This window comes from Saprospiraceae bacterium (assembly GCA_026129545.1).
Classification (GTDB): domain Bacteria; phylum Bacteroidota; class Bacteroidia; order Chitinophagales; family Saprospiraceae; genus M3007.
The window spans coordinates 2,049,315-2,064,158 of sequence record JAHCHX010000001.1 but is presented as its reverse complement, the minus strand read 5'-3'; the positions used below and the strand labels follow the sequence as shown (position 1 = coordinate 2,064,158).

Sequence of the window (14,844 nt, the reverse complement as noted above, 5' to 3'; positions counted from 1 at the left end):
GGCAAAGGTAAGCCGTAAAGCAGTATTGCTATCGCCGGATTTTTTGCTCAAAGCCCGCGGCATCCAGCGCGTTCAGGCAATGGGCTGCCGTCAACGCTCCTTTGCGTGCCACCATCACCCCGTAGCGGACATCATGCACCCCGTCTTTGCTGTGCGCGTCGGGGTTGATGCTGATAGGGATGCCGTGCCCCACAGCCTCCGGGATAAGCGTCCAGTCGAGGTCGAGGCGGTAGGGGTTGGCGTTTAGTTCTATGGCGACGTGGTGGCGGGCGCAAGCCTCAAACACTTTTTCCCAGTCGAGCGGGTAGCCTTCGCGGCTCAGCAGCAATCGCCCGGTCGGGTGGCCGAGGATGGTGGTGTGAGGGTTTTCAATAGCACGCAAGATGCGAGATGTGGCTTTTTCCTTGCTCATTTTCAGGTTGGAGTGCACCGATGCGATGACGAAATCAAATCGCCTCAAAACATCTTCCTCGTAGTCCAAGGAGCCGTCGTTCAGGATGTCGCTTTCGATGCCTTTGAAAATGTGGAAGGGGGCGAGTTCCTCATTCAGTCTGTCAATCTCCTCCCACTGCGCCAACACCCTGTCGGGCTTCAGCCCATTGGCATAAAACGCTGCTTGGCTGTGGTCGGTGATGCCGATGTAGGCATAGCCGAGTGAGCGAACGTGTTCGCACATCTCGCGCAGGCTGTGCAGCCCGTCGCTCCAAGTGGTGTGGACGTGGAGGATGCCTTTGAGGTCGTGGTCTTCGATCAATTCCTCATGGCGTCCTTTGGCAGGGGAGGGGGGTAGGGTGGTCTCGCGCAACTCTGGAGCGACGTAGGGTTGTCCGGCTTTTTCAAACACCTGTTCCTCGTGTTCCAGATTTTTGAAGTCAATGCCGGGATGCGCCTTTGCGAACGTCTCCACAAAAGCGGGGCTGCCTGTGTGCTTGAACATTTTGGAGCCAAATTCGGAAGGCTCGCATCGGTGGATAAAGGCGCTTGTGTTGTTTTCCAGACGCACTTGCCAAGTGGTGTCTTTTTGATGTTCCAGTGTCAAGGTGGCCCCATCCAGCGCGGGAGAGAGGTCGCCGGCATAGCCAACCAATATTTCCAGTTTTTCGATGACTGGGCAGCGACGGCGCAACTCGCCGACGGGGGCCACGCGGGCACCGGGCAGCTTGCCGACGAGCCACGCGCCGATAAAATCGGCTTCCTCCTCGGCAGCGTCCAGATGGATTTTGTCGCGGCTTTTGAGGAAGTATTCAAGCTTGTTTTTGAGGTCTTCCTGCGTTTTCAGGCCAAAACCCTTGTACTCGATGAGGCGGTTTTCGTTGCAGGCATACCACAGTTCCCCGACGGTCTCGATGCCCATTTCTTGCCACACGACGCGCACTTTTTTGGGGCCAAAGCCATTGACTTCCAGCATTTCCATCACGCCGGGCGGGGTTTTTTCCCGATATTTTTCCAACGTCGCCATCTGGCCGTTTGTCACCAGCTCGCGGATTTTCCCGGCGATGGCCGGGCCAACTCCCTTGATTGCTTTGATTTCGGCATCCGACATTTCGGCGAGCGGGCGGTCGAGTTTGCGCAGGTTCAGGTAGGCGTTGCGGTAAGAGCGGATGCGAAAGTCGTCTTCCTCATGGAGTTCCATGAGGTTGGCGAGTTCGTCGAAGGCGTTGGCGATTTGTTTGTTTGTCATTTTTTCCCAAAATAATCAAAATAATCAAGCACGAGGTAGCAAAAGGCACGCACGCCGAGTTTTAGCCCGCTTTCGTCAATGTAAAAATCGGGTGTGTGATGGGCGGCGGCCTCTTCTTTCTTTTGGCCGATGGGCATGCCGCCGAGGAAAAAGTAGAGCGACGGCACTTTCTGCGCGAAAAATCCAAAGTCTTCCGCGCCCGTGCGGGCTTTTATCTCCACCACTTTTTCCACGCCTGCTGCTTCGCGGAGGGAGGGCAGCATTCTGGTTGTCAGGGCGGGGTCGTTGAAGGTGATGGGCGTTTTGTTTTCGATGCGGACTTCGGCTCGTGCGCCTGCGCTTTCGGCTATTTTTTCGGCGGTCAATTTTATTTTGTGATGAATGAGGCGTTGCATGGCGGTGTCGAGCGTGCGGATGGTGCCCACCATCTCGGCCAATTCGGGAATGATGTTGGCCCGCACGCCGCTTGTGATTTTGCCGACCGTGACCACCGCCGGCTGCTCGGTCAAATCTATTTGACGGCTCACGATGGTCTGCAACCCTTGTATGATTTCTGCCGAAACGACGATAGGGTCCACGCCGCTCCACGGCTGTGAGCCGTGCGATTGTTTGCCGTGAACAGTGACGTAAAACCAATCGGAGGCCGCCATGATGCCGCCGGAACGATAGCCGATTTTGCCCACTTCCGTCTGCGAGTTGATGTGCAGGCCAAACATGGCTTCGATTTTCGGATGGTCGAGCACCCCTTCCTTTATCATGAGCGGGGCGCCGCCTTCCTCGCCTTCCGGCGGGCCTTCCTCGGCGGGTTGGAACACAAACACCACCGTGCCGGCAAGGTCGTTTTTCATGGCAGTCAGTATTTCGGCTACCGCCATCATGATGGCCACATGCGTGTCGTGGCCGCAGGCGTGCATCACGCCCACCTCCTCGCCATTGTAGGCGGATTTTGCGAGCGATTTGAAAGGCAAATCCACGCGCTCCACTACCGGGAGTGCATCCATGTCGGCACGCAGGCCGATGATGGGGCCGGGTTTTCCGCCTTTCAACACGCCCACCACACCCGTGTGGGCAATGCCCGTGCGCACCTCCAAGCCCAGATCTCGCAGGTGGGCAGCGACTTTTTCGGCGGTTCTGAATTCGTGGTTCGACAGTTCGGGGTATTGGTGAAAGTCGCGGCGCCACTCAATGAGTTTTGCCTCCAGTTGGTCGGCCAGTTGGTCGGCTTGTTTTTTGAGTTGCGGCTGGGAGAAAAGTATTTCTGCGAGCAATAGAGCGGCAAGTGTGGCAATCCAGATTTTCATATCACGCATTGATTAGTAGCGGGCAAAGTGGAGCGATTTTCAGATAGTGGTTCCCACAAAATACATCTCGATTTCCCCGACGTGCTTGGCTGGGAAACGCCCCCGGTAAATGCACTCAAACGCATCTTTCACATGGTGGTAGGTGGCTTCCGAGATGTTGATTTTGTCCGGCTCGCAGGTTTGTTCCATGCGGGCGGCGATGTTGACCGTCTCGCCCCAGATGTCGTAGGCAATTTTGCTGCTTCCCACCACGCCCGCCATCACCGGGCCAGTGTGGATGCCGATGCGAATGTCGAAAGGGTAGCCGAATTGTGCCAATTTTTCCTCACGTTGCTCTACGACGAACTGGCGAATCTCCAGCGCGGCTTTCAACACCGCGGCGGCGTGGTCGGGGCGGGGCGTAGGGATGCCGCCCGCGCACATATAGCTGTCGCCAATGGTCTTTATTTTTTCCAAACCATGTCGGGTGATGATTTCGTCGAAGGCACTGAAGTAAAAGTCAATTTGCTCCACCAAAGCCTCGGCACTAAGGGTGCGGGCAAAAGCGGAGAAGCCTACAAAATCAGTAAACATGACCGTGGCTGCGGGGTAACTTTTGGCCGACACCGAGCCTTTCTCCATGAGTTCCCTTGCTGTCTCTTCCGGGAAAATGTTGAGCAACAATCGGTCAGCCATCTCGTGCTCGTCCTTGACGAGTTTGATTAAAGCCGCTTTATTCTTCAAAAAACCTTCCATGAGAAAATAAGCAACGGCGGCGGTGAAGGCAAAATTGAACTCGAAAAACAACAGATGCACCTCTGGCGGCAAGTTGTTGGGGTCAGGGCGGGCGATGTATTCCCACACGCCAGCTACCAACAAGGCAAAAAGGTAAGCAAAAAAAGTGCGCCGCGCCGTCTTGATTTGAGCAAACATCAGTGTGCCGAGCGGCGCGAGAAATGCCGCCAATACCACGCCGCTGCCACCAGTGAAGCCCCCGTGCGTGATTTGGGCCACAAGCGGCAACATGATGGTCAGCACAATCTGTATGTTGCGAAAACGACGAAAATTGCCACGCTTCTTGAACACCCAAAGATTCACCGTGCTGATGAAAAAGTAGGAAAACGTCGTCCACCAAGTGAAGCGGCCACCGAATAGGTAGAAAGCCAGATTGTAGGTAAAATCCAGCAACGTGATAAGCACAATAATCGTCAGCGCAAGCGTGCGATGTTCGATTTCTTCGGGCGTAAGGTGCTGAAACCCAAAGTGGCGGCTAAAAATCTTATTCAAGTGGGCCGGCAACATTGTGCAAACTTACTCATTCCTCAAAAATCCAACCCATAGGTTTGCGACCTCAAAGCCTTTACCCCCGTCCAATACCGTCGCAACTACCCTCCACCCTCTACCTAAGTTTTCACCTTTTCCCGAACATTGCCCCCCGAATCTGGTTATGCCAATCCCTTCCCAAAAACAATCGGGCAGGGAAGGCACCAATACTCGCGCACCATGACAGGTATCCTCATCGTCAATCTCGGCACCCCCGATGCGCCCACGCGTTCGGCTGTGTATCGCTACCTCAAACAGTTTTTGCTCGACCCCCGCGTCATTGACATCAACCCCATCGCTCGCAACCTGCTGGTGCGAGGCATCATCGCCCCATTTCGCTCAGGCAAATCTGCCCAAGCCTATCGCGAGCTCTGGACGGAAAATGGCTCACCGTTGAAATTCTACGGCGAAAACCTCGTGGCGCAAGTGCGACAATTGCTCGGGCCTAAATATGCCGTCGAACTCGCCATGCGCTACCAAAACCCCTCCATCGAATCGGCCATACAGCGCCTCATGCAGGTCAAAGTGTCGAAAATCAAGGTCTTCACCCTGTTTCCCCAATACGCCAGCGCCACCACCGGCTCCGTGCACGAGGAAGTGATGCGCGTGCTGTCGCGGCAGCAGATTATCCCTGCGGCGGAGTTTGTGAGTGCCTACCCGACTTGGCAACCGATGATAGATTTATTTGTGAAAAACGCGGCGAAATTCGACCTCTCCACCTACGACCATGTCCTGTTCAGTTATCACGGTCTGCCGCAGCGCCAATTGCGCAAAGCAGATGCGTTTAGCTATTGCCTGCAAAAAGCGGATTGTTGTCAAACCCTCACACCCGTCAATCAGTTTTGCTATTCCGCCCAATGTTACGCCACCACCCAAGCGATTGCTGGGCAGTTGAAATTGAAGCCCGAACAATACACCGTTTGTTTCCAAAGCCGCCTCGGGCGCGACCCCTGGACGCAACCCTACACTGTGCAAGTCATTGAAAAACTGGCAAAAAGCGGTGCCAAGCGCCTACTGGTTTTTTGCCCCGCCTTCACCGCCGACTGCCTCGAAACGACCATCGAAATCGGCGAGGAATATCGCGAGGACTTCCTCAAATGGGGCGGCGAGCAACTCGACTTGGTCGAAAGCCTCAACGCTCAACCCGCTTGGGCAGCGGCGGTGGCGGATTATTTGCGTGATTAACCCCCCCCATCACTCACACCCGCAGAATCTGTCCGCGAGGTTCCTCACCCGAAAGTTGAGGCATCCGTGCTCGCGGGCTGCTGGGAGGGGCGACTGCGGTGAGCACTCACGATACTGACAATTAGCGCCATCTTCAAGAAACGACCTCATGCCCTTGCTCCCTTCTATTTCACTAACGTCGCAAACCCTCGAAACTCAAATGGCTCGCCACGCGGCCCTGTGAAGGTGACGAGATAGACATAAACTCCGGCGGGCGACATGCCGCCAGTGTTTTGGGCGCGTCCGTTCCATTCCTCGTAGGGATTGTTGGTCTCGAACACCAGCTCGCCCCAGCGGTTCCAAATTGTCATGCGGAAGTTGGTGGCGCCGTCGAGAAACCCTTTGCCGAGGAAGCCTTCGTTCCGCCCGTCGCCGTTCGGGGTGAAGGCGTTGGGCATGTGCCATAGCACTTCGGGGCGGATGTCGAGATATTTTATCATAGAGTCTTTGCAGCCCTCAGCGTGCGTCACGACGAGGCGCACCTTCATCAGCCCCGTGTCGGGGAAAGTGAAGGTGGGGTTTTGTTCGATGGTGGTTTTGAAGCGGTCAAACTGCCAGTTCCAACGTGCCGCGTCCACCGATTTGTCTATGAAACGGACCGTGTTGTTGAAATTGGTCAGGCCTGTGCTGGGGTCACATTCAAAGTCAGCGATGGGCGAAGGCTCCACTCGAATAAGGTCCGGAAAGGTGGCTGAGATGAAACAACCGATGGGCGAGGTGATGCCCACGCTCACGGTGTAAGAACCCGGCTCCGTGTAGAGATGTGTGGGGCTGATGGTGTCGGTCAGGATGGTGCCGTCGCCAAAATCCCACACGATGTCGTACGTTTCGTCAATCGGGGTGGAGAGATTGTCGAAGAAAATAAGTGCCGGGGCGCAACCCAGATAGCTGCTTGGCTCCACGATGATGAGCGGCGGCACCGGGAACCAATTGATGACCTGCACGGTGTCGTCGGAGCAGATGTTTTTGTCCACCACGCGCAGTCGAACGGGATGATTGCCGGGGATGGGATAAAGGAAGTCGGGGTTTTGCAGGCTCGATTGGCCGCCGGGCACCCCAAAACGCCAGTCCCACTTGGTGATTTGCGCATCGCCGAAGGACAGGTCGGTGAAGGAGACGGGGCCTGCCACGCAGGTGTCGTAGGCATACTCGAAGCTGGCTGTCACTTTGGGGTATATCTGCACCAAGATGTGGGCCGTGTCGTTGCACACGGAGTTGGGGTTCAGTATCAGGGTGCCGACGTAGGAACCCGTGTCAGGGAAAGGCACGGTGGCGTTCCAGTTTTGGTTTTCGGTGAAGATGGTGCCATTTTGCAAGTCGAAGCGCCACTCCCAGCCCGTGATTTTGGACTGGTCCACGCTCAAATTTTTAAATTCTATGGTGTTTTGGCCGCAGGATTTGATGGCAAAACGTTTGGAGCCGACCACTTGGATGGAGTCTGTGGAGATGTTGGCCAACACGTTAGGTTTGCAATCAGCCACGTTGAACTGGAAGTCGCGTCGAATTTCGGAAAGCAACACCCCGTTGCGAAATTCGCGCACCTGCACCCCCACCACGAATTGCCCTTGCATATTCGGCGTGCCTGAAATGAGGCCGGAACTGGTGTTGATGGTGACGGGCGGGTTGCCGCCCAAGGGGTTGTTGAACGAATAGGGGGGCGCGTATATCACGTTGTTGAAAGGCGGCGCGCAAGGCGGGGTAGGCACTGCGCCATTGCAGGAAGTGACGGCGGGCGCTTGCAGCAACGGGCCGCCGCCTTGCAGTGGCGCCACGAAGCTATACACCAATTGGTCTCCGTCGGAGTCGATGGCGGAGTGGTCGAAATCGAGGAAAAAGTCTTTGCAGATGATGATGGGGGGGAAGTTCTTGAACACCGGGCTGTTGTTGCAGGCGTTTTGTGCGGCGGCGGTCAGTTCCACCGAATAAGTGGCCCCCACATCGCCCGGAGTGATGAGGTTTGAAATCGTCAGGTTGCGGCAGCAGCGTTGATAGACAACGTAATAGCTCTCGCCCGTCAGGATGGGCAAGGTGCGTTCAAACACATACACGCCCTGCTGCACGCACACGTTGGGGATTTGCGAGATGCACTCTGGCGGCACGGGCGGGATGGTGGTCACCAAGGGATTGGAGAGCTGGAAGTTCTGGTGCATGGTGAAGCTCCCGCTGCCTGGCACTCCCCTGTAGATGGCCATTTGGGCGGGGTTGTCGAAGTAGGCGCCGCTACTGTTGCAGTCGCGGTAAATTTTCATGGTAAACTTATAGCGCCTGCTGTTGCCAGGGCCGTCGCCGAGACATTCATAAGTGATTTCCCCGCCAATGATGTGCATGGCGAAATGGCTCGCCGGGAAAAAAACAACGGACAACAAGAGTGCAAATAATCCTCGCAAATTCATGGTGTGGTGTGTGTTTACTCGAAAGTAGGTTTTGATGGGCGCATTTTAAACTGTCGCTTTTGTGCGTCGCAAAGCTGTTCAGGCATATATTCGGAACAGCGTTCTGTTTTACTTGCGACAATTTGAAATGAACCCGTTTTGATGTCGAAAAAATCAGACTTTTGCCTTCCCAAAAATACAGTCACTAACGTTTCAAAAAAGCCTATTGTTGGCAATGTTCCTGCTACGCGACGACATTTCAGAAATTGCACGCCTGCTCGAAGGCGGTAAAATCATCTGCTACCCGACCGATACCATCTGGGGTATTGGCTGTGATGCCACCAACGAGGCCGCCGTGGCCCGCGTCTCCGAACTCAAAGGGCGTGCGCCCGACAAGGGCTATGTGCTGCTCGTGTCGAGCGTTGAGATGCTGAAACAATATGTGCCAAAGATACATCCGCGTTTGGAAACGCTCTTGTCTTATCACCAGCGCCCGCTTACCATGATATATGAGCGTTGTGTTGGGTTGCCCGATGTCGTCAAAGCACCTGATGGCTCTGTGGCTATTCGGGTCGCGCAGGACGAGTTCTGTCAGGAGCTTATCGCTGCTTTTGGCAAGCCGCTCGTGAGCACTTCCGCGAATGTGAGTGGGGAGCCGTATCCGCCTACTTTCGGCGGCATCAGCAGTGAAATCCTCGGCGGGGTGGATTATGTGGTCAAATACAGGCAAGACGACAAAGAGCCGGGCGAGCCTTCAGCCATCGCAAAGTTGGACAGGCATCACGAACTGGAATTTATTCGCGAATGAACGATTGCGGGAACGCCGCTATGAGTTGTCGCAAATATGCGCTTTCCGGCCTTTCATAAATATCTTCGGGAAAACCCAGAGCTTCCGTTTTCCCCGCCCGCATCACCAGCAGACGGTCGCACATTTGCTTCACCACGCTGAGGTCGTGCGAAATAAACAAGTAGGTGAGGCCGAGTTGCTCCCGCAAATCCAGCAGCAGGTTCAACACGGTGGCTTGCACCGACACGTCGAGCGACGACACTATCTCATCGCACACCAGCACTTTGGGTTCCACTGCCAGCGCCCTTGCCACACACACGCGCTGCCGCTGGCCTCCGGAGAACTCGCGTGGGTAGCGCCCGAAATGCTCGGCTTGTAGCCCGACGGTTTCCAGCAATGCCATCGCCTTTTCGCGGCGTGTCTTTTCGTCTTGATGCAACCGATGCACCCGCATCGGCTCCACGATGGCCTCGCCGACGGTCAGGCGCGGGTTCAGCGAAGCGTAAGGGTCTTGGAACACGACTTGTATCTCGCGGCGATATGGCTGGAAGGCTTCGGGAGCGAGTGCAAGCAGGTCGGTGTTGTTCCAAGCGACGGAGCCGGCGTGGGCATCGGTCAGCCGGGCCAGCGCCTTGCCAAGCGTTGTTTTGCCACATCCCGACTCTCCGGCAAGGCCAAATGTCTCACCCGGAAACACGTCGAAGCTCACGTCGTCCACCGCATGGAGCCATGTGTTGGGTTCGCCGCGCCAATTCTTGCTGGCGGGGTAGCGGACGAGCAGGTTTTTTATTTTCAACAAAGGCTCTTGCGCGTACAGCGCCGCGCGGCGGGCGGCGGTGTCGGAGGCCGACACGACCCGCGCCTCATGGTGTTTTTTTTCAAAAAAATCCGAAATGGTGGGCATTCGGTGCAATTGGCGGTGCAGCGAAGGACGACAAGCAACCAGTCCTTTGGTGTAGGGATGCGCCGGAGACGTGAGCACTTGTTTTACTGGGCCTTCTTCCACGATGTTGCCTTGCGACATGACCGCTACTCGGTCGCAGATTTCCGCGACGACACCCAAGTCGTGGCTGATGAACAGCATAGAAAGGCGGTGTTCTTCCTTCAGTTCGCGCATCAATTCGAGAATGGCTTTTTGCACCGTTACGTCGAGCGCTGTGGTAGGCTCGTCGGCAAGCAGGATGCTAGGCTGGCACGACATGGCCATCGCAATCATCACCCGTTGCTTTTGCCCACCGCTGAGCTGGTGGGGAAAAGATTGGAAAATGCGCTTGGTGTCGGGCAGGCGAACACGCTCAAGCCACTGCATGGCGCGTTCCTCGGCCTCCCGAGTGCTGACTTTTTGGTGTAGCCGAATGGACTCCGTCACTTGCTCGCCGCATCTGAACACGGGATTGAGCGAGGTCATCGGTTCTTGGAAAATCATGGCGATTTCGGCACCCCTGAACTTTGGAAGCTCGGAAGGCGGAAGGGCGAGCAGGTTTGTTTTGGATTCCGATGGTTGGGTGCTGGATTGATAAAGGATTTCGCCCGACGCGATTTTGCCCGTCGCTGGCAAGAGCCGCATGACCGAGAGCGCCGTGACCGATTTTCCCGAACCAGACTCGCCGACGATGCCGAGCGTCTCGCCTTTGTTCAATCGAAGGGAAAGGCTGCTCACCGCTCGCACCGTGCGGTTGGTGGAAGGGAATTCGATGGTTAAGTCCTTGATTTCGAGCATAGGTAGCACCAGCCTTTGGTTGGTTTTGGTAGAAAGTGTCGCCAATCGGAGGTTGGCGTTACATGGTCAATTTGCAAAAGCCCTCGCTCCATTCCACCTCGATTTTTTCGCCCTTCACGAGCCATTCCACCAGTTCGCGGCCAAGCAGTGCCGCTCGCCAGCCTGTCAATAGCGATTGGTCGAAGTCGTCGCTGCCTGCTTTGAGGCGGTTAAAGTCGCCTTTGGGGAGCAGGAGCGCGGCGCTGATTTCATGCTCGAGGCATTGTTTTTTTACAAAATGGTAGAGGAGTTCCATTGTCCATTCGCGTTCGGGGTCTTCGGGAACGGGCTTGGGCAGCCCGTTCAGAAATTCCTTTTCCTCGTCGTTGGGTTTTCTGCGCCAGAGTTCTTGCCAAGCCTCCAGGTTTTTTTTCCACACGTTTTCCGGCAAGGTGCGGTTGGCGCGGAAGGCGTTGGGGCCGTCTTTGGTGGCGCGTAGCACGGTGCTGACAAAACGGCTTTGGAGCACCTGCTCTTTGGGGATGTTCAGTTCCATCGCTCGTTCCAAGCGCCAACGGTAGATCCGCATGAGGAACACTTGTTCTTGGAGGTTTAGCTGGTGCACGAAATCGTTGGAGAGCAGTTCCTTATTGGGGTCAACGGTGTAGCAATCGGGGGTTTCCCATTTGCGGTTTTCTTCGCGTGCCCAGGGTTCGCGCTGGTGGCGGGCAAGTTTTCGGGTGAGCCGTTCGTGCAGGGCGGGCAGGTATTTGACGTCCTCTACCGCGTAGTCAATCGCTTTGGCATCGAGCGGGCGAGCGGCCCAGTCGGTGACGGTGTGGCTTTTGGCGAGGGCGACGCGGAGCTCGCGCTCCACGATTTTGGCAAAGCCCGCGGGATAGTTGTAGCCTACAAACCCGGCAGCGATTTGAGTGTCGAAGGTGTTTTGTGGCACCGTGCCGTAGAGGGTGTTGAGCAGCCGGTAGTCGTTATCGCCTGCGTGGGTGATTTTCAGCACCGTTGGGTCGGTCACGATGTCGAGAAATTTTCGGAGGTCGTGGATGCGGAGGGTATCAATGAGATAGATGTCGTTTTCGGCGACGACTTGGATGAGGCACAGCACGGGTATGTAGGTTTTTTCGCCGACAAATTCGGTGTCGAACCCAATCCATTCGGCTCCCGCCAAGGCATCCATGACGCGCTCGAAGTCGTGCTGTCTTTCGAGGAAGTGTACGCGGTAATTCATCGGGTAAAGGTAAATAAGGTTTCAAGGTTTTTGATTTTCCGTCCGTTCGCGTTCCTTGCCCCAAAATTTGGGTTATTGGTTGTTGGGGATAGCGCTGGCATATATTTTCAAATATCGCTTCGCCACCGCTTCGTGGGTGTATTCGAGCTCCACTTTTCGCCGTGCGGCCTCCCGGTAAGCTGCCAAGGGCGACTTGCCTGCCAAAATTTCGACAAGCCCTGTTGCCAAGGCTTGGCTGTCGCCTTGTGGCGCGACGAACCCTTCTTTCAAATGCCCCACCATTTCTGGGATGCCGCCAGTGGCAAATCCGGCGACCGGGGTGCCGCAGGCCAGCGATTCCATCACCGTGTTGGGCAGATTGTCTTCCAGCGACGGTATGGCGAACACGTCCGCTGCGCCATAGGCCTGCACCAATTTTGCCTGTTCGCTCACCAAGCCCAACGAATGGACGGGGTAGGGGAGGGCCGCCAAAGTCTCTGTCTCGGATTTGCCCAACACCAGTATTTCCAGCCTAATATCCGGGCATTGTGCTTTGAGCGTTTGCAAGGCTTCGAGGAGAAACCGGAAGCCTTTGCGCTCTTCGCTGATTTTCATGGCGGCAAAGAGCAAGACGTGTGCGTCGGGCGAGATGCCACGCTCTGTGCGGAACGTCTGCCTTTGTGCTGCCGTGGAGGGTTTGAAAACTGCCGTGTCAATCGGGTTGGGGATGGCCGTCACCGGGTAGTCTTTCAGCAGCCTGCTCGAACGCGCCACTTCCGCCAGCCATTCGCTGCAAGTGACGAAATGGATGTTTTTGGGAAACAAAGCCTTTTTGCGATGCCACACGCGGTTCGACAAATCGTTGGGCGCGGGATGTTTCAAAAAAGGGCATTGGCCACACGTTTGTTTGAAACGTTCGCATCCCCTGCTGTAATGACAGCCGCCCGTGAATGCCCACATATCGTGCAGCGTCCAGACGATGGGCTTGCCCAGTTGGGCCAATTGATGAATGTTTTTCAGCGACAGCAATCCCTGATTCACCCAGTGCAGGTGCAGCACGTCGGCTTGACGCACCAACGGGTGTCGCGAGAGGTTTTTCCCAAAATTGGCCAAGGAAAACGCAAACCGCACCGATGGGTCGCGTTCGAACGGGACGAAAGAAAGCCGTTCGGCATAGAAGGGCCAACGACGGCCGACATCGCTGGCTGTCAATAGATTAGCGGTGATGCCGGAGGCCTGCAACGCTGTTTGCAGCCTTCGGCAAGCCACGCCCGCTCCGCCTTGCGTATATGTGTTGAGGAGCAGGATGTTTGGAGGGGTTGGAACCAGAGACATTGTTTGCACAAAAAATAGTCTTTATTTCGCCCCAAAAGTCATGCTTTTTTGTTGGTTCATCCGAATCAACGAAAACGCTGTCCGAATCCCGAACAAATGGACTTGTTGCGGTGGAGGGCTTTCCCTTCGCCAAAGGCCTCCACCGCAACAAGTCTCGTACTTCTGCCCTCAATTCAGATAAACATGAACTACATCGTGTATGACCTTGAAGCCACTTGTTGGGAAAACCCACCGCCGGGCTATGTGCAGGAAATCATTGAAATCGGGGCGTTCCGAATCAATCCTTATGGGGAGGTGCGCGGCAAGTTCAATCGCTTTGTCCGTCCGAAGGTGCATCCCGTGTTGTCCCAATTCTGTCGCCAACTGACTGGTATCGAACAGGTTGACGTGAATCGTGCGCGACCTTTCCCGGAGGTGATTCAAGAGTTTTTGGATTGGGGGCGCATCGAGGAGGAGGACTATGTACTGTGTTCTTGGGGCAACTTCGACCGACGGATGTTTGCCCACGACTGCCGCCTTCATCGCATAGACGCGGAGTGGACGGAGCGCCACGCCAACTTGAAAGAACAGTATAAGCATATGAAACGGATGCGGCGCGGCATCGGCCTGCGCAAAGCGGTGGAAGGCGAGGGCATCCTGTTCACGGGGCAACACCACCGCGGCATCTCGGACGCGGAGAACCTGACCAAACTGTTTTTGAAGTATTTGGGGAGCTGGAGCCTGTGACAATCAAGCGCTTTGCAGGCTCTTCCACAACTTCATTTCCCCCATCAAAATGAGGCCAATTGCGGCCAAAATCACCAAACCCGCCCCTTGAAACAACATTCCGGCAGGAAAATTGATGAACAAAGGCAGCAGCACCGCCAGCGCGAAAGCGCCGAGCACGATGTAAATCCCCGTCTGCACTTCCCTTAGTCCTTCGGCCTTGGTCTTGTAATGCTTGTATGGAAAGAGGCGCTTGTCGAGATAGACGAACAGTCGGTCTTGCAGGATGCCAATGAGGATGATGAGCAACAACACGGCAAACACTTTGTCGGTCTTGTCGCGGCGTGCCAGCCAGTAGATGAGCGAGCCGAGGCCGCCCGTGTTGTTGAGTATTTCGGCGATGATGATGTAAGTCCAAGAGATGGCGGTGAGCACGCGCAGGTCTTCGGTGAATTTTGAAAAAACGGAGGGGATATAGACGGAGCGCATGGTCTGCCAGCCAGTGGCGCCGAGGGTATGGGTTGTTTGCAAATGCACGTTCTCCGTCTCGCGGATGCGCTGCACTATCACCGGAATCATATAGACCAAAATGCCAAAGGCCAGAAAAGCGACTTTCATGCCATCGCCAAGACCAAACCACAACATGAACAAGCCCGTCAGTGCCGATATGGGCAAATAGCGCAAGGCATCCACGGGTTTGGAGAACAAGCCATTGAACAGCGGGATGAACCCAATGAGGCCGCCGATGAGCAAAGAAAGGACGATGGCCCAGAAATAGCCATTGAGATTGAGCCAAATGGAGTGAAAAGTGTGCTTGGCGAGCGCGTCTTCATGGGTGAGTTTCGGGTATGCTTGGAGGACGTGAAGCGGTGTGGGCAGTATTTTATAGATTTTGCCTACTTGCTTGGCATTGGCGAATTGGATGCTGTCGGCCAAGAGCAGCGAGTCGCGGTTGAGGTTTTGGAGGGAAGGGTCGTCAAGATTGGGGGCGCGATAGTCGAGCGCGGGCACGGCGAGCATTTCGGCGAGCAGCCACCACAGCCCGATGAGCAATGCCGCGCCAGCGATGCCGAGGGTAAGGCTTTGGGTGCGTGAGAGTTGTCCTTGAAGATTGAACATAAAAGATATTAAGATGGAAAGTTATTTTCTTCTTAAACCAGCGGTAAAAATACAAGCGCGGTCGTCATTCCGTCATTTTGGGCATCGCAAAGTT

Annotated in this window: 11 protein-coding genes; 3 read left to right on the top strand and 8 right to left on the bottom strand. The window is 55.5% G+C overall.

All coding sequences use genetic code 11. The features are described from left to right. Positions 1 to 28: 28 nt before the first annotated feature. Genes KIS77_07970 through KIS77_07960 form a run of 3 tightly spaced genes read right to left on the bottom strand, consistent with a single transcriptional unit; the run spans position 29 to position 4,248 of the window. The gene (locus KIS77_07970) at positions 29 to 1,681 is read right to left on the bottom strand and encodes a DNA polymerase/3'-5' exonuclease PolX (protein ID MCW5922263.1); all 1,653 of its coding nucleotides are present in this window, start codon (positions 1,679 to 1,681) and stop codon (positions 29 to 31) included. Continuing rightward, on the bottom strand, positions 1,678 to 2,982 hold the full coding sequence (locus KIS77_07965; protein MCW5922262.1) for an amidohydrolase: 1,305 nt from the start codon (positions 2,980 to 2,982) through the stop codon (positions 1,678 to 1,680). Before KIS77_07965 ends, KIS77_07970 begins: the two co-directional genes overlap by 4 nt. A gap of 39 nt (positions 2,983 to 3,021) precedes the next feature. After that, entirely contained in the window at positions 3,022 to 4,248 is a 1,227-nt protein-coding gene (locus tag KIS77_07960) for an adenylate/guanylate cyclase domain-containing protein (protein ID MCW5922261.1), read from the bottom strand. Between the two features lie 216 nt (positions 4,249 to 4,464). Here KIS77_07960 and hemH point away from each other — a divergent pair, with 216 nt between their 5' ends. Further along, positions 4,465 to 5,469 carry a ferrochelatase gene (hemH, locus tag KIS77_07955; GenBank protein MCW5922260.1) on the top strand — a complete coding sequence of 335 codons (1,005 nt, stop codon included), beginning with the start codon at positions 4,465 to 4,467 and terminating at the stop codon, positions 5,467 to 5,469. 164 nt (positions 5,470 to 5,633) lie between these two features. On the opposite strand, the gene KIS77_07950 is transcribed toward hemH, so the two are convergent. Beyond that, complete coding sequence (locus tag KIS77_07950) at positions 5,634 to 7,901, bottom strand: gliding motility-associated C-terminal domain-containing protein (GenBank protein MCW5922259.1); 2,268 nt, start codon at positions 7,899 to 7,901, stop codon at positions 5,634 to 5,636. A 214-nt stretch (positions 7,902 to 8,115) separates the two neighbouring features. Here KIS77_07950 and KIS77_07945 point away from each other — a divergent pair, with 214 nt between their 5' ends. After that, positions 8,116 to 8,688 (top strand): threonylcarbamoyl-AMP synthase, encoded by a 573-nt coding sequence (locus KIS77_07945; GenBank protein MCW5922258.1) that lies wholly within the window; start codon positions 8,116 to 8,118, stop codon positions 8,686 to 8,688. On the opposite strand, the gene KIS77_07940 is transcribed toward KIS77_07945, so the two are convergent. From KIS77_07940 to KIS77_07930, 3 genes are all read right to left on the bottom strand, one after another. Then, positions 8,675 to 10,396: an ABC transporter ATP-binding protein gene (locus tag KIS77_07940; GenBank protein MCW5922257.1), complete on the bottom strand. Its 1,722-nt coding sequence runs from the start codon at positions 10,394 to 10,396 to the stop codon at positions 8,675 to 8,677. The genes KIS77_07945 and KIS77_07940 overlap by 14 nt on opposite strands. Before the next feature lie 49 nt (positions 10,397 to 10,445). Beyond that, a complete protein-coding gene (locus tag KIS77_07935; GenBank protein MCW5922256.1) occupies positions 10,446 to 11,612 on the bottom strand; it encodes a ribonuclease D in 1,167 nt (388 codons plus the stop codon). Positions 11,613 to 11,684: 72 nt separating this feature from the next. After that, a complete protein-coding gene (locus KIS77_07930) occupies positions 11,685 to 12,926 on the bottom strand; it encodes a glycosyltransferase family 4 protein (GenBank protein ID MCW5922255.1) in 1,242 nt (413 codons plus the stop codon). 183 nt (positions 12,927 to 13,109) lie between these two features. Here KIS77_07930 and KIS77_07925 point away from each other — a divergent pair, with 183 nt between their 5' ends. Then, complete coding sequence (locus KIS77_07925; GenBank protein MCW5922254.1) at positions 13,110 to 13,652, top strand: exonuclease domain-containing protein; 543 nt, start codon at positions 13,110 to 13,112, stop codon at positions 13,650 to 13,652. A gap of 3 nt (positions 13,653 to 13,655) precedes the next feature. On the opposite strand, the gene KIS77_07920 is transcribed toward KIS77_07925, so the two are convergent. Next, the gene (locus KIS77_07920) at positions 13,656 to 14,750 is read right to left on the bottom strand and encodes an ABC transporter permease subunit (protein ID MCW5922253.1); all 1,095 of its coding nucleotides are present in this window, start codon (positions 14,748 to 14,750) and stop codon (positions 13,656 to 13,658) included. Positions 14,751 to 14,844: the final 94 nt, after the last annotated feature.

What these genes read in the sequence shown, in the direction of transcription:
- KIS77_07970 (MCW5922263.1), bottom strand. Translation starts at nt 1,681, where the DNA reads ATGACAAACAAACAAATCGCCAACGCCTTCGACGAACTCGCCAACCTC.
- KIS77_07965 (MCW5922262.1), bottom strand. Translation starts at nt 2,982, where the DNA reads ATGAAAATCTGGATTGCCACACTTGCCGCTCTATTGCTCGCAGAAATA.
- hemH (MCW5922260.1), top strand. Translation starts at nt 4,465, where the DNA reads ATGACAGGTATCCTCATCGTCAATCTCGGCACCCCCGATGCGCCCACG.
- KIS77_07950 (MCW5922259.1), bottom strand. Translation starts at nt 7,901, where the DNA reads ATGAATTTGCGAGGATTATTTGCACTCTTGTTGTCCGTTGTTTTTTTC.
- KIS77_07945 (MCW5922258.1), top strand. Translation starts at nt 8,116, where the DNA reads ATGTTCCTGCTACGCGACGACATTTCAGAAATTGCACGCCTGCTCGAA.
- KIS77_07935 (MCW5922256.1), bottom strand. Translation starts at nt 11,612, where the DNA reads ATGAATTACCGCGTACACTTCCTCGAAAGACAGCACGACTTCGAGCGC.
- KIS77_07930 (MCW5922255.1), bottom strand. Translation starts at nt 12,926, where the DNA reads ATGTCTCTGGTTCCAACCCCTCCAAACATCCTGCTCCTCAACACATAT.
- KIS77_07925 (MCW5922254.1), top strand. Translation starts at nt 13,110, where the DNA reads ATGAACTACATCGTGTATGACCTTGAAGCCACTTGTTGGGAAAACCCA.
- KIS77_07920 (MCW5922253.1), bottom strand. Translation starts at nt 14,750, where the DNA reads ATGTTCAATCTTCAAGGACAACTCTCACGCACCCAAAGCCTTACCCTC.